This is a genomic window from Lunatimonas sp. (genome assembly GCF_020832325.1).
In the GTDB taxonomy this organism is placed as follows: Bacteria; Bacteroidota; Bacteroidia; order Cytophagales; family Cyclobacteriaceae; genus Lunatimonas.
In genome coordinates this window covers 17,116-38,222 of sequence record NZ_JAFIEU010000027.1, presented here as the reverse complement: position 1 = coordinate 38,222, position 21,107 = coordinate 17,116, and the positions used below count along the sequence as shown (strand labels likewise).

General features: G+C 45.0%; 19 protein-coding genes. 3 read left to right on the top strand and 16 right to left on the bottom strand.

Annotated features, from left to right (window positions below):
• Positions 1-10: 10 nt before the first annotated feature.
• The 3 genes from JJU34_RS10335 to apaG form a co-directional block, all read right to left on the bottom strand.
• A complete protein-coding gene (locus JJU34_RS10335; protein WP_228692283.1) occupies positions 11-1,684 on the bottom strand; it encodes a capsule assembly Wzi family protein in 1,674 nt (557 codons plus the stop codon).
• A 207-nt stretch (positions 1,685-1,891) separates the two neighbouring features.
• A complete protein-coding gene (locus JJU34_RS10330) occupies positions 1,892-2,635 on the bottom strand; it encodes a class I SAM-dependent methyltransferase (protein ID WP_228692282.1) in 744 nt (247 codons plus the stop codon).
• A gap of 49 nt (positions 2,636-2,684) precedes the next feature.
• Entirely contained in the window at positions 2,685-3,071 is a 387-nt protein-coding gene (gene apaG / locus JJU34_RS10325) for a Co2+/Mg2+ efflux protein ApaG (protein WP_228692281.1), read from the bottom strand.
• Positions 3,072-3,141: 70 nt separating this feature from the next.
• Between apaG and ung the strand changes: the two genes are divergently transcribed.
• Entirely contained in the window at positions 3,142-3,804 is a 663-nt protein-coding gene (gene ung / locus JJU34_RS10320; RefSeq protein ID WP_228692280.1) for a uracil-DNA glycosylase, read from the top strand.
• Positions 3,805-3,968: 164 nt separating this feature from the next.
• Here ung and lepB read toward each other — a convergent pair whose 3' ends face one another.
• From lepB to JJU34_RS10270, 10 genes are all read right to left on the bottom strand, one after another.
• On the bottom strand, positions 3,969-5,045 hold the full coding sequence (gene lepB, locus JJU34_RS10315) for a signal peptidase I (protein WP_228692279.1): 1,077 nt from the start codon (positions 5,043-5,045) through the stop codon (positions 3,969-3,971).
• Positions 5,046-5,058: 13 nt separating this feature from the next.
• Positions 5,059-5,781 (bottom strand): 4-hydroxy-tetrahydrodipicolinate reductase, encoded by a 723-nt coding sequence (gene dapB, locus JJU34_RS10310; protein ID WP_228692278.1) that lies wholly within the window; start codon positions 5,779-5,781, stop codon positions 5,059-5,061.
• Positions 5,782-5,785: 4 nt separating this feature from the next.
• Positions 5,786-6,418, bottom strand: a complete 633-nt coding sequence (locus tag JJU34_RS10305; RefSeq protein ID WP_228692277.1) for a DUF5683 domain-containing protein — start codon at positions 6,416-6,418, stop codon at positions 5,786-5,788.
• Positions 6,419-6,440: 22 nt separating this feature from the next.
• Positions 6,441-7,358, bottom strand: a complete 918-nt coding sequence (locus JJU34_RS10300; RefSeq protein ID WP_228692276.1) for a ParB/RepB/Spo0J family partition protein — start codon at positions 7,356-7,358, stop codon at positions 6,441-6,443.
• Positions 7,359-7,367: 9 nt separating this feature from the next.
• Entirely contained in the window at positions 7,368-8,147 is a 780-nt protein-coding gene (locus tag JJU34_RS10295) for an AAA family ATPase (protein WP_228692274.1), read from the bottom strand.
• Positions 8,148-8,840 (bottom strand): metal-dependent hydrolase, encoded by a 693-nt coding sequence (locus JJU34_RS10290; protein ID WP_228692273.1) that lies wholly within the window; start codon positions 8,838-8,840, stop codon positions 8,148-8,150.
• 209 nt (positions 8,841-9,049) lie between these two features.
• Complete coding sequence (gene yidC, locus JJU34_RS10285; RefSeq protein WP_228692272.1) at positions 9,050-10,825, bottom strand: membrane protein insertase YidC; 1,776 nt, start codon at positions 10,823-10,825, stop codon at positions 9,050-9,052.
• Positions 10,826-10,890: 65 nt separating this feature from the next.
• Complete coding sequence (locus JJU34_RS10280) at positions 10,891-12,510, bottom strand: CTP synthase (RefSeq protein ID WP_228692271.1); 1,620 nt, start codon at positions 12,508-12,510, stop codon at positions 10,891-10,893.
• A gap of 166 nt (positions 12,511-12,676) precedes the next feature.
• On the bottom strand, positions 12,677-13,456 hold the full coding sequence (locus tag JJU34_RS10275) for a hypothetical protein (RefSeq protein WP_228692270.1): 780 nt from the start codon (positions 13,454-13,456) through the stop codon (positions 12,677-12,679).
• 47 nt (positions 13,457-13,503) lie between these two features.
• On the bottom strand, positions 13,504-14,880 hold the full coding sequence (locus JJU34_RS10270; RefSeq protein WP_228692269.1) for a TIGR00341 family protein: 1,377 nt from the start codon (positions 14,878-14,880) through the stop codon (positions 13,504-13,506).
• Positions 14,881-15,127: 247 nt separating this feature from the next.
• Between JJU34_RS10270 and JJU34_RS10265 the strand changes: the two genes are divergently transcribed.
• Together JJU34_RS10265 and pckA are read left to right on the top strand one after the other, a co-directional pair.
• Entirely contained in the window at positions 15,128-16,390 is a 1,263-nt protein-coding gene (locus JJU34_RS10265; RefSeq protein ID WP_228692268.1) for an FAD/NAD(P)-binding oxidoreductase, read from the top strand.
• Positions 16,391-16,560: 170 nt separating this feature from the next.
• A complete protein-coding gene (pckA, locus tag JJU34_RS10260; RefSeq protein ID WP_228692267.1) occupies positions 16,561-18,141 on the top strand; it encodes a phosphoenolpyruvate carboxykinase (ATP) in 1,581 nt (526 codons plus the stop codon).
• A 42-nt stretch (positions 18,142-18,183) separates the two neighbouring features.
• Here the strand turns inward: pckA and JJU34_RS10255 are convergent, their stop codons facing one another.
• The 3 genes from JJU34_RS10255 to JJU34_RS10245 form a co-directional block, all read right to left on the bottom strand.
• Complete coding sequence (locus tag JJU34_RS10255) at positions 18,184-18,585, bottom strand: hypothetical protein (protein ID WP_228692266.1); 402 nt, start codon at positions 18,583-18,585, stop codon at positions 18,184-18,186.
• A gap of 199 nt (positions 18,586-18,784) precedes the next feature.
• Complete coding sequence (locus tag JJU34_RS10250; protein WP_228692265.1) at positions 18,785-19,783, bottom strand: aldo/keto reductase; 999 nt, start codon at positions 19,781-19,783, stop codon at positions 18,785-18,787.
• 79 nt (positions 19,784-19,862) lie between these two features.
• Positions 19,863-21,065, bottom strand: a complete 1,203-nt coding sequence (locus JJU34_RS10245) for a GAF domain-containing sensor histidine kinase (RefSeq protein ID WP_228692264.1) — start codon at positions 21,063-21,065, stop codon at positions 19,863-19,865.
• Positions 21,066-21,107 lie beyond the last annotated feature (42 nt).

The following is a 21,107-nucleotide window of genomic DNA, read 5'->3' as shown; positions in this document are numbered from 1 at the left end:
TTCACTTGGGTTAAAAAGGATAAATAAATGAAACGTTTCCCTGAAAGTTAAAAACGTCTCTTCCTCCGGGGTTAATCAATCCATCTCCAGGTTCCACCCCCCATTGATAGTTTAGTGATCTTATGAAATTCAGCTTCACTCCCACCAGGAAATCCTGAAAGCGCCATTCTCCAAATGGAGACAGTGCCAAGTCTACCCACCGCTGCTCGTCGGTATCATCGTTGAAACGTTTGACGAAAATATCCTGATGGCGGTTCAGCCGATCCAGACGAACGCCTATCCGGTTAATTCGCTGCACCCATGCTGTTTCCAACGTTTGCAAATTACTTGAAGGACCCAAACCGGTTGCCAGCATTTGCCCCCTGTGCGTAAAGCCGTTGGCCGCGCGGGAATGTCCACCCCAATTTGCTCCACCCGTAAAACCATCGTATCGAGCCAAAATATTGATTGACTCCTGTTGTTGAAACATTTCAAAACGAACCTGAATTTGTGAATTCTCTACCAAATCAAATAGCTTGGAAAAACCAATGAGGTACGCCCGAGCATGTTCTGGGTTCAACCACATGCCTCTCCATGTAGCTTCATGGTCTCGGCGCCCGTATTCAAAGTAAACCTCGGACTTGGCTTCTGGAATCACCCATCTGACAAACACAGTGGCCTGTTGATCCCGCCCGTCCAAATCAATATCAAACCCAGCTGCGGCCTTTTGGAAAGGTGCGAAAATCGGAAAATACTCGTTGAAACCTGTTCCCCTATATGACTCATACTGCTGAAAGGTCCTCGCCAACCCAACTGACAATCCGGATATCCACTTTGGTTGGTAGGTAAGTATCATCCCATTTAGGTACCTTCTTTCGTCTCTATACCTTAATCGGGTGCTAATGAAGTTTTCAAACTCAGCTCCTTTCAAATACCCTGAGATTATCTGTCCTTCAAAGGCTCCCAAAAACGTTTTGGCCGGCCTTCGAGTCTTCAGCGTTACATGCTCAAAACCAAAAGCATTGTTTGAAAAAATCAGCGCGTTGAACTGTCCAGGCCCCCACCAGAGGTTCTCCGTCGAAACCCCCGCTGAGAAAGCCCCAATATTTAGCATTACATTGCTTTGGCCGGGAAGTACGCGACCATAAGACGTATCCCCAAAACGCTCAAGGAACTCAGTTTGGGTGCTTTTGAGAATTCCCGGATCGTAATACTTATTTTGGGCCCAAATCACCTCGGGCTGGAGCTGAATGCTCAATAGCCCCAACTCCCCATACACTCCGATGCTGGAAAACGTCTGTAAACCGCGGTTAGGAATCATGGGGCCAGTCTGTGGGTAGGGAAATCGGGAGTTCCATTCAGTATAATTCATAAACGGCAACAACTCCAACCTGCCCTTATCTCCTAAATATGCCAGCCGCTTTCCGGTTTCAGTGGTATTTTCTCCGTTACCAAAATCCATCAAATCATAAGAATGGTTCAAGCCGGCTATATTTCTAGGGCTAAGTGGTCTGATCATTAAGGATGGAACCGAATCAATCTCCCCATTTAACTGTAGCCTTCTCAAATAATCGTCAAGTAACGGGTAGCCCGCAGGGATCGTTTGGCCAAAACTGGAAAAACCTGTGATAATCCCAAAAAATAAAAAGAAAAGAGCTTTCGGTGTGCCTAATGCTCCCCATTTAATAGGTAAAACTATCCCCATACTTTTTGTCAAATTTGATGTTACTAACCATGCTGACGGATTCAAATAAAGACCAATTTTCCTGCCAAAGAGGATATACGAACCTTTTTGAGAATAATTCAGTCGGTCACACGGTTTGTCAAAATTAGAAAATACACTGCAATATATCACAATTAGCCAGGGCTTTTTCAATTACTGGCTAAAGGACATAGGCTGTTCTTCGATTTGTTAGCCGGGATAGTACAACACGAGATTTTCACCGCTCAGTCCTTTGCTGAAAAACAAAACACCGCATTCAAAAAAATCCATGGTCAAAGTCACTCCGGGCAACCGTCGAATCTCATTCCACGCCTTATTCATTTCCTTTGACCAATGTATATCACCAATCACCAGCACAGACTGCTCGTGCAATAAGGGCCACACCGCCTCGGCGTATCGGACAGTAGCGTCATAGGTGTGATTTGCATCCAATAAACAGAAATCTACGGAGGAAAAAGAACCCAGCGCCTCTGGCAAAGTGAAATCTGCATTGCCTGGCACTAGTGTAACATTTGGATAGGCTGCCACTGTGCGCCTGGCAATCTGCAGAAGAGCATCCGATGCCTCAAAGCTGAAAACCCGACCCGAGGTGACCTGTGCCAAATACGCTGTAGTGATACCTAAACAGGTGCCAAGCTCAATAACGGTATTTGCCGGTGTAAGGGAACATAAACCCTGATACAGCAGGTTGTAGGACAATCGGCTGGATGAAACACGCGCTACCTGACCTACCCTGCGGGAGTTGGAAACCATTCGCTTGGAGCCTGCGCCATAATCAACGATCTCAAGAAAATGGTTGTCGCCAAGATGCTTTCTTCTTACTTCCTCTATGACAGGGATTCCTTGAGAATTCGTGCGGCGATGTTCCCGTAAAAATTGGTAAATGCGATAGGCCTCGGGGCTTTGTATGCTGTAATGATCTATTCGGATCAAAAAATACCTAATATAGCTCAGGCCGATGAACCAGAGGGCCAAGATCCGGTCAATTATCGAAAATGTCCGCAATGAGTTGAAATTCGGGAATGGTAACCTCAATGATCTTACCGTCTTGTATCCGTTCCATGAAATAGCTGCCCTTCATCTTTCCGAGTCCAGAGCGTAGGTTACATCCGGAGACATACTGATGGAATTTCCCACTTTCCATTACGGGCTGTTGACCAACCACCCCTTCGCCCTCAACGATCTTTCTAGACTCACCGGCATCGAAGATTTCCCACCTTCTGCTCAACAACTGTACGGTGCTGCTACTATTATTTTCTATCAAAACCTTGTATACAAATACAAAGTGGTGTTGGTGCGGACTGGAATAGTCCGCCTGATAGTTCACTTGTACGGAGACCTTAATACCTTCTGTGATCGCAGTTACCATTTTTTTGTATCTAAAAAAACTTATTCGAAATTAGCCGATTAAATTTAAATTATCAATCAGAATTATTCGAATGGATGTCAAAATAGAAAACAGCTGGAAGAAGGTACTTATCGATGAATTCAGTAAGCCGTATTTTCGGCAACTTACCGAATTTGTCAAAGTGGAATACAAAACCAAAACCGTATACCCAAAGGGCGCTGAAATATTCAATGCATTTTGGAAATGCCCATTTGACCAGGTCAAAGTAGTAATATTGGGCCAAGACCCCTATCACGGCCCAAATCAAGCGCATGGACTATCTTTCTCCGTACAGGACGGTGTGCCGTTCCCTCCTTCTTTGCTCAATATCTTCAAAGAATTAAAAGCGGATTTGGAAATCCCCATTCCAGCTAATGGAAATTTGGAACGCTGGGCCAATCAGGGGGTTTTACTCCTTAACGCCACGCTGACAGTAGAGGCCAACAAGGCCGGTAGTCATCAAAACCAAGGCTGGGAAACGTTCACAGACGCTGTTATCCAATTGCTGGCATCGCAGAAAACAGACCTTGTATTCATGCTTTGGGGAGCTTACGCTCAGAAGAAGGGAGCTTTCATATCTTCTGATAAACACCTTAAACTCCTAGCCCCCCATCCCAGTCCGCTTTCCGCACACCGGGGATTTTTGGGTTGCCGCCACTTCAGTCAAGCAAACGAATTCCTGAAACGGTCCGGAAAAAAGGAAATAATCTGGTAAAACAAGCGCTCCCTTCATCAGCGAAGGGAGCGCTTGTCTTATAAGCATTTCATCTGTTTATAATTTGTTCTTTAACGGTCAGATGGAATCCCTGCCTACCGGCAGGCAGGTTGCATGGCTGACAGTCATCCCAGTGTGTGACGGTCGCGTCATGCTCGATTTCATCAGTGAATAGATTTGAAAAATCTGTTCCAGCGGATTTTGTTGAGGAAATTTTTATGCTTTTCCAAAGATAGCCATAAGAACCAGGCTTTACCGACGACGTGATCCTCCGGTACGAAGCCCCAAAAACGCGAATCAAGGGAATCGTGCCGGTTGTCCCCCATCATGAAGTAATAATCCTGCTTAAAGGTATACGAATCTACCTTTTGTCCATCAATGTAAACTTGGTTTGCATCGATGGAGATGTTTTTGTGCCCCTCGTATTTTTCGATGGTATACGCATACTTCCTTACGTTATCCTCGTCCAAGGCAATCGTCCAGCCTTTCGCAGGGACTTCCAAAGGACCGTAATGATCTTTGTTCCATCCAAAATAAGCCCCATCCGGGAAAATGTTGCCATCTCCCTGACCTGACCTACTGGTACGCTTCTTAACGGAAGTAACCACAGGAGAAGTGCTTAATTTTTCAACCATTGAGGCTGTTGCAAATACCAAATATCCGGAGTTGTCCGAAAACGGATAAAAACTGTCCGGATTAATCCCAAACTGATCAAAAAATTCCATATTTAGCGTTCGGTTAGTGAGCACATCGTAGGAGTATTGCATCTCCTCCGGGTTTTCGCTTGGCTGTCCGTTAATGTAAATCTGAGTGTCTTTGATCTCCAAAACGTCTCCAGGCACCGCAACTGCACGCTTGATGTAGTTGGTCTTCAGGTCTGTGGGATACTCGTGTTCTTCCGGATAATTGAACACCACCACATCGTTTCGCTTGATCGAAGTAAAACCAGGCAGTCTAAAGTACGGCAACTGAACCGCATCCGAATAGGACGGAATATCGGTACCCCATACCTTCTGATGAGTCAGAGGAACCTGCAAAATCGTTCTTGGGATTCGTGTACCATAATGCATTTTGCTTACAAACAAAAAATCCCCTACAAGCAGCGACTTCTCCATGGAAGCGGTCGGAATGGTAAAAGGTTCCAGCAGCAACCACCTGATTAAACTGGCGGCGATAACCGCAAAGAGTAGGGCATCTGCCCATTCTCTAAAAGCTGACTTCTTTTTTGGTGTTGTACTCATCTTTTTTCTTTGCTTAGAGGTTCAGGAAATCCTCCATAGATAATATTCCTTTTTTGTCTTTAATCCATTCGGCAACCAATACAGCCCCCTGCGCAAAACCTCTCCTGCTGTGGGCGGTATGTTTGATTTCGATATCGTCTATCTCGGACGAATACGTAACAATATGCGTGCCTGGTGCGGGATCTATCCGCTTGGCAGCAATGGGCAGATAGTCTGTTGACTGTGTCTGATCATCTACCAGTCTCCACCCAGAAAGCCTTGTAATATGTTCGAGCACACCTTCAGCGAGCGAAATGGCGGTTCCACTAGGGGCATCTTTCTTTTCGGTATGATGAATCTCTACCATTGAAACGTGGTAGTCTTGCTGCCCTTTCATCAAATTACTTAAAAAACGGTTGACGCGAAAGAAAATATTTACCCCCACACTGTAGTTTGAAGCATAAAAGAAGGTTCCATCCATTTCCTTGCACCTTGCCTCCACTGCGGGTTTCTTATCCAGCCAGCCGGTGGTACCACTTAGCACAGGGATCGCCCTATCTACACACCACAGGATATTGGCATAGGCCGATTCAGGCTGACTAAACTCAATGGCGACATCAACGGAAGCCGGATCCAATCGGTCTAAATCAGCGATATTTTCGATATTTATTTTTGCAACTATACGGTGGCCGCGTTCTTCGGCGATTTCGCCTATGATCTTGCCCATCTTTCCGTATCCCAGGATCAAAATATTCATACAATCAAAACTTAATTTTAAACGATACTCCAACAGCCGACTGACTCGCCAATAGCGGCTCCAACGACGGCTCAATTTTTAGTGTCAGGTCATCACTGATGTCAAATCCGGACAAGTGGGCATCCACAAATGCATCCACGAACCCTAATGCGTAAATACCACCAAACACTAGGTACATGGAATCCCTGTTCCTTCGCCAGTAGTTTACATTCCGAATAATCCCATCCTGATTTAAGTTGGGGAACGGATTCAGCTCTGGTGGTGAGTTAGGATCTCTTACGATCTCTAGCGCCCTGACAAAGTTTTTGTACCTTCGATTATTAAACTCAAAAAAGTAAATGGAAGTCAAAATCCCTCCGTAGATGAGGGGAACCTTCCATACTTTTTCGTTGTAAATCTGACCGCCGCCGGGAAAGAGCAAGGCATAAAAGGTAGCCTTTTTAGGGTCTTTATAGCCTGGTATACGCGCCTCGTCGGACAGATCATCTTTTTGAATTTCAGGCTCTACCGTGTCGAAAACCAAACTATCCAGATCAGCATCTTGCGCATACAGGTCTTTAGAAGCCCAAAGGCAAACACTCAAAAGCAGGAGGAAGGACCCTATGATTCTTCCTAAATCTACCTCAATACTGCCCATAAACCTCGTTGCGGTTGGCTGATTAGATTAAATCAAGAATTTCCAATATCCGGTTTAGATCATCTGCAGAGTGGAAAGGGATCTTAATTTCGCCCTTATCTTTTTCATCCGTCTTTAGCGCTACCTTCGTGCCAAAATGCGAGGCCAACTTTTGCTGGATCTTGGTAATCTCATACTTTTTCGTCGGATCGATTGAAGGCTTGTCCTCCCTTTCCTTAACGTCTTTGGGACTATTCAGCTCCTTGACGAGCGCTTCTACCTTTCTTACACTCAGTTCGTCCGAAAGGATCCTGTGGAAAATGGCCAGTTGCTTATCAATATCTTCGATATTAATGAGTGCACGCGCATGGCCCATACTGATTCGTTGATCCCGTATCCCAGCCTGAATATCGGGGGGTAGTTTTAGCAATCTAAGATAGTTGTTCACCGTGGTACGGTTTTTCCCCACACGATCGCCTAACTGCTCCTGCTTGAGATCACACTCGGTAAGAAGACGCTGATAGGAATGGGCTATCTCCAATGCATTTAGATTTTCCCGTTGTATATTTTCGATGAGCGCCATTTCCAGCATCTGCTGATCATTGGCTGTTCTTACATAAGCGGGCACCTTTTCCAGGCCGGCAAGTTTGGAAGCCTGATACCTTCTTTCTCCGGAAATTAACTGGTATTCCTTTTCTCCCAAACGTCGTACCGTTATGGGCTGAATGATACCCTGAACTTTAATGGATTCGGATAGTTCCTCTAATGCTGTTTTATCAAAATGGACCCTTGGTTGATAGGGATTGACTTGTATCTCCCCAAGAGGAATTTCAAAAATACCCGCTACAGGATTCACCTTTCCCTCCGTCTCCAATTTGGTGGTTTGTGGTGTATCCTTGAGAAGGGCGCCCAACCCCCTGCCCAACGCATTTCTTTTCTTTACGGGTTTGTTTTCTGCCATAATCTATGATTAGTTAACCTTAGCCATGCCATTCTTGGTAGCAATTTCATTGGCAAGGTTCAGATAAGCCACAGCCCCCTTACCCGTAGCATCGAACGCAACAACGGGCAATCCAAAACTAGGGGATTCGCTCAATTTAATGTTTCTCGGAATGATCGTTTCAAAGGTCATATTCTTGAAGTGCATCCGCACCTCTTCCACCACTTGGTTTGAAAGCCTCAATCGCACATCGTACATGGTCAGTAGGATTCCTTCAATTTCCAAGTTTTGATTCAAACGGGTTTGAATAATCTTTATGGTGTTCAACAACTTACCCAAGCCTTCAAGTGCGAAATACTCACATTGCACCGGAATAATTACCGAATCAGCAGCCGTGAGTGCGTTGATCGTAATTAGTCCAAGTGACGGCGAACAGTCGATGATAATAAAGTCGAAATCATCCTTTATTTCAGCGATCACTTCCCGCATTTTTTCTTCGCGGTTTTCCAGATTCACCATTTCGACCTCAGCACCCACTAAATTAATATGGGAGGGTACGAGGTACAGATTCTCTATTTCGGTCTGAGTAATGATATCCTTGATATCACTTTCATCAACCATACACTCGTATATACTATCGGTGATTCCGGAAGGATCAAAACCTAAGCCTGACGTAGTGTTCGCTTGGGGATCTGCATCGATTACAAGGGATTTGTATTCCAAAACAGCAAGACTGGCCGCGAGGTTCATGGCAGTGGTGGTCTTACCCACACCACCTTTTTGGTTGGCAATTGCAATTACTTTTCCCATTTAATTATTTCCAAGGATAATTTTTTCTCCGATTTCTAGCAAAATAAGTTCTTTATGGGCTTCCAATGCTTTCCGCTGTGCTTGTTCCTTGTCCAACAGTATATAGGGAAAGGTGTCATAATGCATACCGATGACTCTATCTGTTCCGACAAAATCTGCCGCCTTTAGGGCGTCTTCGATTCCCATGGTGAAGTTATCCCCTATCGGCAATAGTGCAAAATCTATCGAAAATTCCTCTCCGATTAATTTCATGTCGTAGGTCAATGCGGTATCTCCCGCATAATAAAAGGACCCGTGTTTGGTTTCGACTACAAAACCTCCTGGATTTCCACCTGGACTGTCGTCGGGAAGGGTACTACTATGAATAGCGTTCACATATTTGACTTTTCCAAAATCGAATACCTTCGAACCCCCATGATTCATTGGATGTACATTTTCAATTCCCTTTTTCTGAAACCAACTGACAATCTCAAAATTGGACACTAACATGGCCCCACTCTGCTTGGCGATCTCCTCTACATCAGCCACGTGGTCTGCATGCCCATGGGAAACCAAGATATAATCTGGTGAAATTTTCGATATATCTATGGATTTAGCCCCGTCATTGGGGGTTATGAATGGGTCAAATAGAACCTTCTTACCGTCAATAGTAATCAAAAACGCTGAATGACCATAAAAGGTAACTTCAATCATGCTGCCTGGTTTTTACGTTTTCAAATATTTACAAATATATCATTTAATTCTAAACCACGTAAATATAGTTTTCCACACGAGGGTGTGGAAACCGCCATTGCACTTCCACGAAAAGGGCATATTCTCTCGAGAACTACCATTTCAAAACCCTTCAGCCAGTAACAAAAAAGAGGCTGTCTCTCCCTTCGAAACAGCCTCTTTCTTCCTGATTATTTCTTCTTTTTCTTTGCATCGGCGTTCTTCATAGCCTCTTCCAACTTCAACTGAAACTTTGACTTTTTCTTGTTGGCATTTTTGAGTTTGGTCTCCTCCACTTTTTCACGAATCTTGTCATCGTCTACAAACTGCTTGATCAGCGCTTGTTGTCCGAAAGTAACCATGTTGGAAACGAAATAATAAAAACTCAATGCCGCCGGAAACGAGTTCAGCACAAACATAAACACCACCGGCATAATGTAACCTATGTTCTTCATAGGCCCTTGGGCTGTGGTCAACTGATTATTGAAATGGGTGTAGGCAATTTGGGATATCGTCATCAACAACGTAAACAAACTGACGTGTGCTCCATAAAAAGGTATGGTGAATGGTAGCTTGATGAAGGTATCGTAGGTCGAAAGGTCATGCGCCCACAAGAACGACTCTTGCCTCAATTCAATGGAATTAGGAAAAAAGAAGAACATCGCCAACAAAAAGGGCATTTGAAGCACCATGGGCAAGCATCCGGAAATAGGGCTCACCCCTAGTTGTCCAAATAACTTCATTTGCTCCTGCTGCATTTTGGCAGGATCCTCCCCATACTTTTCCTTTAGCTCATCAATCTCCGGCTTGATAACGCGCATCTTAGCCATACCTATGTAAGATTTATAGGTCAGCGGCAGCAAGAACAGCTTGATAATAAAAACAATCAAAATGATAATGACACCGTAGTTGGCAAAGTACTTTTCCAGGAAATGGAAAAGGTTTACGATGATATATTTATTGACCCAGCTTACGAAGAAGTACCCCATATCGACATTCTTGTCAAAATCCGGAGCCACCTTACGCAAAATATTGTAGTTGTTTGGACCAAAGTAATACCGAAGGCTGGCCGCTCCACCTTGCAGTGGCAGCGACAGGGAAGCCGACATGCTTTTTTCCAAATTTGTATCTGTCTCATCGGTTGATTGGGTGAGAGTGCCACCGGCAAATGATTCATCGGCAATTACTCCAGCGGTAAAAAATCGCTGCTTAAATGCTACCCAATGTAAGGGCTTCGACACCTGCGCTTCATCCTCTGAATTTCCGGTAGTAAGGTAATCATAGCTGCCATCTGAGGTATAGTAATTCATGTAGGTCTTCCGCCTGGATTCCTCCAGGTCTTCCTCCAGTCTCTTAAGGCGGGCATCCCACTCCAGTTGAATGGACTGACCGGTTAACTCTCCCGCAAGGTTTTGCACTTGTATATTGTGCTGAAGCTCAAATCCCGAGGCCCCCAGGGTGTAGGTACGTCTAACACTTCCTGCGCCTGTACGGGCAATAAATACTACACTGCCAGCACCTTCTTCAACGGAGAAATACAGGTCATTGAGATCCACAGGGCCATTCTTACCGGGGAGTTGGTATGAAAACGAAGTGAACCCTTCCTCGATCAGGTATAGGGGCTCCATTTCCCATGTTTTAAACTCTTTTAATTGAACCCGCTGAATCTCTCCACCTTTGGAGGAAAAAGTGACCACGATATCTTCGTTTTCTAACACCACAATTCGCTCTTCCCCTTGCGCTGCCGAAGCAAATACCCCAAACTGCTGCTGAAGTTTGACCTGTGAAAGGCTATCTCCTTCAACTTCGGGTACCCCGCGCTGCGGTTGTACATCAGGAGTGTTCTGAACGATCTGTTCCACCGCTTCTTCCTGTGGCAATGACTCCGGTCCGCTTGCAAAAAAGAGGGAGTATATTAACAGTACTCCTGCGAAAAGTAGAAGACCTGTCGCTTGATTTTTATCCATAACATTTTATTTTTTCCAGCCTCCCGCTAGGATAGCGGATTTTTGGAGCGTGATTCTCTTGAAACCTAAACCTGTTGCTTTTTATCTATTGCCGCCTGTACGAATCGGATGAACAACGGATGTGGCGAAAGTACGGTACTCTTATATTCCGGGTGAAACTGTGTGCCAACAAACCATGGGTGATCTTGTACCTCCATGATCTCAACCAGACCACTATCCGGATTCTTACCTGCTGCGACCATCCCATTTCGCTCAAATAGCTCTAAGTACTTGTTATTGAATTCATAGCGGTGACGGTGTCGTTCACTAACCTTTCCCTTTCCATAGGCAATGGCAGACTTGGTGCCTTTTATCAGATCACAAGGGTATGCACCTAAACGCATGGTTCCTCCCATCTGCGTGATGCCCTTCTGTTCTTCCATCAGAAAGATAACCGGGTCTCCCGTATCTGGCCTCATTTCTGTAGAACACGCATCTGCTAACCCTAGCACATTCTTGGCAAACTCAATTACAGCGATCTGCATACCAAGACATATACCGAAGAACGGTACCTTATTTTCCCGCGCAAATTTAACCGCTTCAATCTTACCAACCAACCCGCGCTCACCAAATCCTGGGGCTACCAAAATGCCGTCCAATTCGCCTAGCTTCTTTTCTACATTGTCAGGATTTATCTCCTCCGAAGAGATCAACGATAGATTAACCTTACATTCCAGCGATGCTCCCGCATGGATAAAAGACTCAATTATCGATTTATAGGCATCCGGAAGCGAAACATATTTACCTACCAGGCCAATTTTGACCTCTTGGGTGGGATTTTTAAGTCGACCCAGAAATTCCTTCCACTGCTCCAAATCGGTGTTTGTCCGTCCGGTCAACTTCAACTTGGCAATAACGCGCTCGTCCAGTTTTTCCTTCTTCATCAACAACGGCACATCGTAGATAGTATCTGCGTCCATTGCCTCGATCACACAATTCAACTGTACGTTGCAAAACAGGGCGATCTTCTTCTTAACGTCCACCGGGAGGTGATGTTCAGTCCGGCAAACCAAGATATCCGGCTGCACACCGGCTTCTAAAAGTTGCTTTACAGAGTGTTGGGTAGGTTTCGTTTTGAGTTCCTTCGCAGCTGCCAGGTAAGGTATCAGTGTCAAATGAATAACCAAAAAATTGTTTGGGCCCAAATCCCAGCGGATTTGGCGCACTGCCTCGATAAACGGAAGCGACTCAATATCTCCTACGCAACCACCAATTTCGGTAATAATCACATCGTATTTTCCCTCCACCCCAAGCTTGTAAAAATTACGCTTGATTTCATCAGTAATGTGAGGTATTACCTGGACCGTCTTCCCCAAATACTCTCCCTTCCGTTCCTTGGTGATCACATTGTTGTAGATCCTTCCAGTAGTAACATTATTTCCCTGAGAAGTGGGTGTATTCAAAAAGCGCTCGTAGTGGCCCAAATCCAAGTCGGTTTCTGCACCATCCTCGGTCACATAGCACTCTCCATGCTCGTATGGATTGAGCGTACCGGGATCGATGTTTAGGTAGGGGTCGAATTTCTGAATCGTCACGGAAAACCCTCTGGACTGCAATAGCTTTGCCAGTGAGGCAGCAATGATGCCTTTGCCCAGAGAAGAGGTAACACCTCCAGTGATAAAAATGTGCTTGGTTGAATTGCCCATAAGAATGGAAGGATGAAGTTTTGTTTATATTCTTATGGGATGCAAAATTAGTCAAAATTATTGACTTCGGGATTGGGTTTTGGATATTAATTTTGACCACTAGTTGCTGCTGCCAAAATCGCTATCTCATGTAAAGGCTGTAAACCAGGCGGTAACTTCCTAACATCTACCGGTGATAAATCCCGGCATTTTTTCTTTGATCTTGCGGCAGCTTGATACTGACATGCTCCTTGTATTTGTAGTTCAATGGATGAAAAATATTACCAAACAGCGTCCAAGGCAAGGGATACCCCGGGCTCCTGCCTGAAAGCCGGTAATATTTTTGCTTCAGCTCTTTAATCAAGAAGTTTTTTGTCTCTATCTTTTTCTCTCTAGGGTGTAGTGCCGGTGCATTTGCGAGCGCTTCCAATTGTTGATCCAGGTAATGATTTAAATTTTCCATCATTTCAAACGAAAAAGACGTATGAGGTCGCCCAATCCAAGCGATTACCGAAACCAAATCTTTCCAAAGCTTAGGCATCCACCTGCCTTCGGGATCAGCGATTTTTGCCGCCCCGCCTTTTGCCTCTGGGCGACCAACCAAGTAGACGGAGGGGTCTAAAAACTCCTCCCAAGTAGGCAAGAAATTAACCTCGGTAGCCTTGACATCATGCCAAGCACCGCCATAGTGATGCCACAAATAGGAACGTACATAGTCTGATTGATGTACCGCACTCAGGTACCTGAAAGCTGGATGTATCGGAGACCCTGCTTTTTCTAAATGATAAAAACTCTCCTTCGTTACCAAAAAAACCGGCACACCTACATGCTTGACCAAATACTCTAAGCTTAGCTTCCGCACCTCGCTCAGTGGGCCCTCCGACCAGTAGCACCACATCAGGCAAGGGACACCATTTCGGCTCTCTGCAGATGGCACGTTACTTAAATCGTTAATTGGTCCAGTCATCCCTGTTTAGTTTCAATGTAAACTAGCCCGGTCGCCTAACACTTCATTTAATCCATCACCAAAGATACTGAATCTGCTTTGGTTCTGATTTTCAACCAGTCTAGGAGTTTCTTGCGCTCCTGCATTTCTGGCTTCACGGTAAAGGTCGCATAGGCTATCAAGACGGTGTCCAATCGGTCGCTATCTAAATTGGCAATCACCGATCGGTTCACAGCAAAAGCCCACAAGTTCTGATGATTGACTTTTGCTTCGTTTGCCAGATCCATCGTCATATTGGAGGTTTCGGTGTATTTGGTAATCTCTCCCTCCAAAAAACGGATTTGCTGATCTTTGTTCTGCAAAAGAATTTCATTCCTTTCGTATAGGTCCTTTAAAATATCCGATCTTAGGACGTTCATATCAGCCCCTGAGTCTCCACTTTGTTTGATATGAAGGTAGGTATTCTTTAGATTGGAAGTTTCAGTCCTCCGCTGCAAGGCTTCTAGCGTAGGCCCATCAATTCGCTCCCCTACCAGTGCTATCTCAATGACGCTACTATCGGGACTGTACGTAAACTCTGCATTGATAATTTGAGTTCTTGGAAAGTCAAATTCGGCAGACACGAACGAGTTGGCCGCTTTTTCCCAAATGGTACGCTTTACAATATTGTAGGCCAAATAAACGCTGGGAACTATAGTCAATATAGTGAAAATGGTGATATAGTTCCTTACCGTCTTTTCTCTCTTTTCGTCCAAAAACTCCTTTTTGGGAAAACCCATAAACCGCACAATCAAATAGGTAGATAAACTGATAAATACCGAATTGATAAAAAAGAGATAGAATGCTCCGAGGAAATAATAGAGATTGCCAGTAGCCAATCCGTATCCAGCCGTACACAGCGGCGGCATCAGTGCGGTGGCGATGGCGACACCGGGAATAGCATTACTTTTCTCCTTTCTGGATCCCGCCACAATACCAGCCAGCCCCCCAAAAAGGGCAATCAATACATCCCAAATCGTTGGTTCAGTCCTGGCTAACAACTCCGACTGGGCATCATCCAAAGGGGTAAATGAAAAATAAATCGTAGACGTAAGAATACTGATAATGATGGCGATACCCAAATTCTTGAGGGACTTTTGGAGCAATTCAAAATCGTTGATGCCGGCCGCCATGCCAATCCCCATAATTGGGCCCATCAGGGGAGAAATTAACATCGCTCCGATAATTACGGCGGTAGAATTTACGTTTAACCCAACCGAAGCCACAAAAATGGCAAATATCAGAATCCATAGGTTGGCCCCTTTAAACTCTACGTTTTTCTTGATGTAGTCAATGGTTTCGAGTTCATCCTCCTTGCCCTCGTGCAGATCAAACCGCTCTTTGATAAAAAGCAGCAAGGTGCTGATCCGCTCGGCCAACCATCCGATGTTTTTCTTTTCCTTCATTTTTCTAATTGCAGCCTTTTAGCCGAGAACGAAATTAGAAAAATTTATCTTTTAAGGGCATTTTTATCTCAAAAACATGCTGAACAGTCATTTTATCTAATGTGACAAAAATTACATGGCCTATCTGAAAGAAAAGATATATTTGACTCAACTGAAGCCAAAACATCAAAAAAAGAATGAATGACAAGTGTTCTGCACAAGCCTTCAGACAAACAAATAGCTACATCCAAAACCAAAAAATAACCGTATGAAGCATTACCAAATACTGATCGTAGGGGGCGGAACAGCCGGCATCATGGTAGCTGCCAGGCTAAAAAGGGCCGACAAAAACCTTTCGATAGGCCTCATAGAGCCCTCCGAAGAACATTACTATCAGCCTGCCTGGACCTTGGTGGGAGCCGGAACCTACGAGATGAAAGACACCGTCCGTAGGGAAGCCGATTACATTCCGAAGGGAGTAGATTGGATTCAGGACTATGCGGAATCGATTGACCCGGAAAGCCGTCAGGTGGGCACCCGACGTTCCGGAGCCTTTTCCTACGACTACTTGGTAGTAGCTCCTGGACTTGTCATGGACCTAGACGGAATACCGGGACTCAGGGAAAGCCTTGGCAAAGACGGAGTATGTTCCAATTATACCGACCCAGAATACACTTTTGAAGTTTTAAAGAATTTCAAAGGTGGAAATGCTGTTTTTACCCAACCGGCCACACCCATCAAATGCGGAGGTGCCCCACAGAAAATCATGTACCTGGCCGAGGATTACTTTAGGAAAAACGGCTTACGAGAAAAAACAAACGTGGTGTTTGCCACTCCGGGAACCGTTATTTTTGGGGTAAAGGATTTTGCCAATACCCTCAACCGAATCATTCAGGAGCGTGACATCATATTTAAACCCTACTACACTCCAGTAAAAATAGATCCTGCCAAAAAAGTTATTCACTTTGTCTTCAACAAGACCGGTATCAATAGCTGCGTGGGAACAGAAGATAGCAGGATTCAGGAGGAGGTAATCGGGGATACTGAAATAATCATTCCCTACGACATGCTTCATTTGGCACCTCCTCAAAAAGCGCCTGATTTTATATCAAAATCACCCTTGGCTCACCAAAGCGGTCCTTCCAAGGGTTGGGTAAATGTAAATATCAACACACTTCAACACCACGACTTCCCCAACATCTTTGCGCTAGGCGATGTGGCCGCCCTCCCCACTGCCAAAACAGGTGCAGCGATACGAAAGCAAGCACCTGTGGTTGCGGAAAACCTGCTGGCCATGATCAAGCGCAATGCCCTTTCATCCAAGAGATATGAAGGCTATTCTTCCTGTCCGCTTGTGACTGGATATGGAAAAATGGTACTAGCAGAATTTAAATACGACAACGTCAGAGACAGTGACCCCTTCCTCTCTAAGCTGATGGATACCAGCAAAGAGCAATATGCGATGTGGATACTGAAAAAATACGGCTTGCCTTATCTCTACTGGAACCAAATGTTACGCGGCAAAATGTAACACAGTCTTTTTTCCATTTTTCCACTTAATTACAGGTCCCTCCTAGCAAACAAGCATAGGAGGGACTTTAATTTTATCCCTCCTATCCACGTAATAATGCGGCTTCGACTAGACTTTTCTTTAAAATTTCGATACTTTCATGAAATATTCATCACACGTTAAAAATAGCTATGGATTTTAATCTAAAACAATATGGTATTGAAGTAGAAAATATTCTCCGAAATGGAGAACGTTCGGTTCTCTACGAGTCGGCCATACGATTGGAACAGGGTTCAGCGATTTCCAGCAGCGGTGCTTTGATGTGCTATTCCGGAAAACGAACCGGCAGAAGTCCAAAAGATAAGCGAATTGTCCGCCACAAAAAATCGGAAATGAATATTGACTGGGGAGCGGTAAACTTTGAGATGGACGAACATACCTTTATGGTGAACCGCGAAAGAGCAATCGATTATTTCAACACTCGAAATAATCTCTACGTGGTGGATGCCTTTGCCGGATGGGACCCAAAATACCGCCTTAAAATCCGGATCATCTGTACGCGGGCCTACCACGCGCTTTTCATGGAAAATATGCTGATCATGCCTATCCCAGAAGAGTTAGCTTCTTTTGGTGAACCTGACTATATCGTCTTTAACGGTGGTAGTTTTCCAGCCAACTCCTTCACCACTACCATGACGTCAAAAACCAGCATTGGCCTTAGCTTAGAGCGAAAAGAAATGGTCATACTGGGTACCGAGTATGCGGGAGAAATGAAGAAGGGTATTTTTTCCATTATGAACTACCTCATGCCATTGGAAAACGTACTACCCATGCACTGTTCTGCCAATGTCGGTGAAACAGGTGACGTAACCGTACTGTTTGGTCTCTCTGGGACAGGAAAGACCACATTGAGCGCCGACCCCAAGCGAAAACTCATAGGCGACGACGAACATTGCTGGACAGGTGATGGCATTTTCAACATCGAAGGTGGCTGCTACGCCAAAGCCATTGACCTAAGCGAAGAACACGAACCCGATATCTTCCGAGCTATTAGGTATGGCACCGTACTGGAAAATGTGGTATTTGACCCGCAAACCCGGGTGGTGGATTACACCGATACCACCATTACCCAAAATACGCGTGCCTCGTATCCTATTGGATTTATCGAAAACACCCAGATACCCTGCATTGCAGGGCATCCCAAACACATCATCTTTTTGACCTGTGACGCTTTTGGGGTGCTTCCGCCCGTTGCAAAACTTACTCCCGAACAGGCCAGCTATCATTTTATTTCCGGATATACCGCAAAAGTTGCCGGTACAGAAATGGGGGTACAAGAACCTTCAGCAACCTTCAGCGCCTGCTTTGGGGCCGCCTTTATGATGTGGCATCCCAATGAATATGCCAAGCTTTTGGCTAAAAAAATGAAAGAACATCAAACCCAAGCATGGCTGGTAAATACCGGATGGATAGGAGGAGATTACGGCACTGGATCCCGAATAAAACTCAAATACACCCGGGCTATCTTGGATGCTATCCACCACGGGGATTTTGACGGTGTTGCAACGCATGAAGAAGAAAACTTCGGTCTCGCTATTCCCAGCATCTGTCCGGGAGTGCCCTCTGAAATCCTTATTCCAGAAAACACCTGGGCAGACAAGGCTAAATTCAGAAAAATAAAGGACAAGTTGGTTCAATTATTTGTTGACAATTTCACAAAGTTTGAATCCAAAGTTAGTCCCGAAATCCGGGCAGCAGGTCCAAAAATCTAATCGAAAAAAACTGGGCTGAGGGTTCCATAGGGTACCTTCAGCTCAGTCTTTTAATTTTTTGTAATCATACCAACATCCCTCGATGCAGCGGGGTTCGAGTGGAATCCATCTCATCCGGTCACCGATAAAATCCACTTGGTAGGTCAAGGTTTGAGTCGTCTCTTCGCTTCCACTGCAAAATACATCCATGATAAGCTCTCCTTCCTCATAATAGAAAAAACCACTTCCACAATCCTCGGCCGGTTGCATCACAAAGGTACGGTTGGATAGAAATGAAATTTGCAGACCATCGTGAACCCTAGATTCTACAGGCATGCCACCGCTACTGGAAGCAGCGGCTACCAACTTCCATGTTCCCTCTAGCCCTTCCGGATTCGACTGAAAAGGCGTCTCCCCTACCTGACATCCTGCCAATAGTAAACATAATATCCACCATCTATTCATAGGTATACGCTTGTTCGTCACGGAAAATTACTTGTAACCCGAATGAAATTGAGGTGGTTTCTTGCGTGTAGCCCAACCACCCCGATGAAGAGTTAGTCGCTAATGCTCGATCTCCCAACCTACCTGCACTTCAGCCCTATTTATCCCCGAGACGGAAACCAGCTGCAAAACGCTACAAATCAGCGAAAAAAAAAAAAAATTAAATCACACGAGAATCTGTCTGCCAAAGGTCGGCATTCGCTCCCAAATGTTCCTTGAGGGGAGTGGTTATGCTGGTCAATTCCTCAAAAAGGGCAGGGTCACTCGGTATGTCGTACGCACGGACGTTCCTTCGTGCTTGATCCGCATTTCTACCCCCCACGATCACGCCACCAACGCCTTGCTGATTCAACAACCAAGCTAAACTTAAGGCACTCATGTCCAGTCCTTGTTCATCGGAAATCCGCTTGATCAGCGAGATTGTCTGAAAAGTCAATTCCTCGCGACCTTCTTCCTGGTGTCTAGACAAAGGCCGATCTTTGGTAAAATGCCGGGTTCTCGCCCGGTCGTCGGGTACCTCTGTCCAATTAGAAAACTTCCCCGTCAGGAGGCCTTGCATAATGGGGGAATAACAAAGCACGGGTACACCGTCTTCGATAGAAAGAGGTAAAACTTCATATTCAATGGCTCGGAATAGTAGGTTATATGCCATTTGATTGCTGCTGATAGAAAACCCCGATTGCCTGCATTCATCTAAACTCTTTTTTCCAAAATTTGAAACTCCGTATGCACGTATTTTTCCAGCATCCTTCAGTTGCTGAAGCGCACCCAATGTCTCTTCTAAAGGAATTTCCGGATTTGGCCAATGCAACTGGTAGAGATCTATGTAGTCCGTCTGAAGATTTCTAAGGCCACGTTCACATGCCTTGATGACATCTCCACCGGCAAAATCCTGGGGACCAACCTTGGAAGCTATGACAATCCGGTGCCTTTCTCCCTTTAGCGCTTTGGCCAGCAGGTTTTCCGAATGTCCTCCACCGTATGCCTCGGCTGTGTCAAAGCAATTAACTCCACTATCGTATGCTGCCCTTAGTGCAGCATACGAATCCCTTTCCTCCTGGGGGCCCCAATTGAATCCCCCCACGATTGCCCAACAACCGAAGATAATACGGGAAATTTCGATATCGGAATGTGGCAGTGTAATACTAGTCTTCATCATGATAAAATTTTGATGGTTGATTCGTTTTGATGGTTGACAAAAATCCTACTTCCATAAATCGTAAAGGAACTGCTCCCTGCTAACAAGGTAGCCAAACACTGAATACGGTGAATTCATGTTCAACCGAATCGATTGTCATCTTTCCACCTAGATCTGCCACAAGTTTCCTGACCACGGGTAATCCAAAACCAAATCCACGTTCACCTTCAGTTCCCTTGGTCGATTCCACTTGCCCGTTAAGAATTTCTACGATTTTATCTGGAGACATCCCAATTCCGTTGTCCTTTACCTGTAGGGTTATCTTCTTTGACATGTCATTCAGTTCCAACGAAAGGGTGACTTGAACGTCTTTTCCTTTGGGGGTGAACTTAATCGCGTTGGATAGCAGGTTTCCCGCAATTTGTAGCAGCTTACCCTTCGCAAAGGGTATATCGCTGTGCGCTCCCTCTACCCTTACTTCTAGGTTGACTTCCTTTTGACTTGCCTGCACGCCGTATAGGCTTTGCAATTTTTTCTGAAACACTGAGAGGGTATATTCGTCCTCACTCAATTCCCGAAAGGCCTTACTCGGACTTAATGCCTCGATAAGTATTTGATCGGTCAAATCCAACAGGGCTTGACTACTATTAAATATATATTCCACCGCCTGCAAGGTTTCGGGTAAATTACCATTTTCACCCTTGTCTTTTATCAACTGCGATAAACCCAATATGCCTCCCAATGGTCCGCGGATATCATGTGCTACTTTCTTTGATGCCTCTTTCGCTTTGCTCATCTCCTCCTCCATATGATGCAACGTCCTCATCATACCCAAACGTTTGACCACTTCATTGGCGATGATTTGCAACATCGCTACTTTGGTTTCATCAAGTCTTTTTGGCTCGGTGTCCAGCACACACAGGGCTCCCAAGTTATTTCCCTCTTCTGTCCTAAGTGGGATTCCCCAATAGTACTTCAACTCTTTTTGGTCTATGGCGAAGCCTTGATCTTTGAATTGAGTGTCTTCCAAGATATTTCTAACCTCAAAAGGCTTGTCATCGACAATGGTAAACTGACAGATCGTCTGTTCTCTGGATACCTGACCCGTTTCTATGCCAGTCGCGGCGACGCTCCACTGTGTGTACGCATCAATGATGTTGATCAGAGAAAATTCTGTTTCAGCGATTTTGGCAGCCAATTCGGTTAGATCCTTAAAGTGGTCCTCCAATTCAGCATAATCCAACCCATAACTGCTTAGATCAAGGAGTCGTTCAAGTTCATTTGGTGGATAAGGAGCAGTCATTGTCTCTATTCGGGGTTTGAAGCAAAACCCTACAAAAATAAG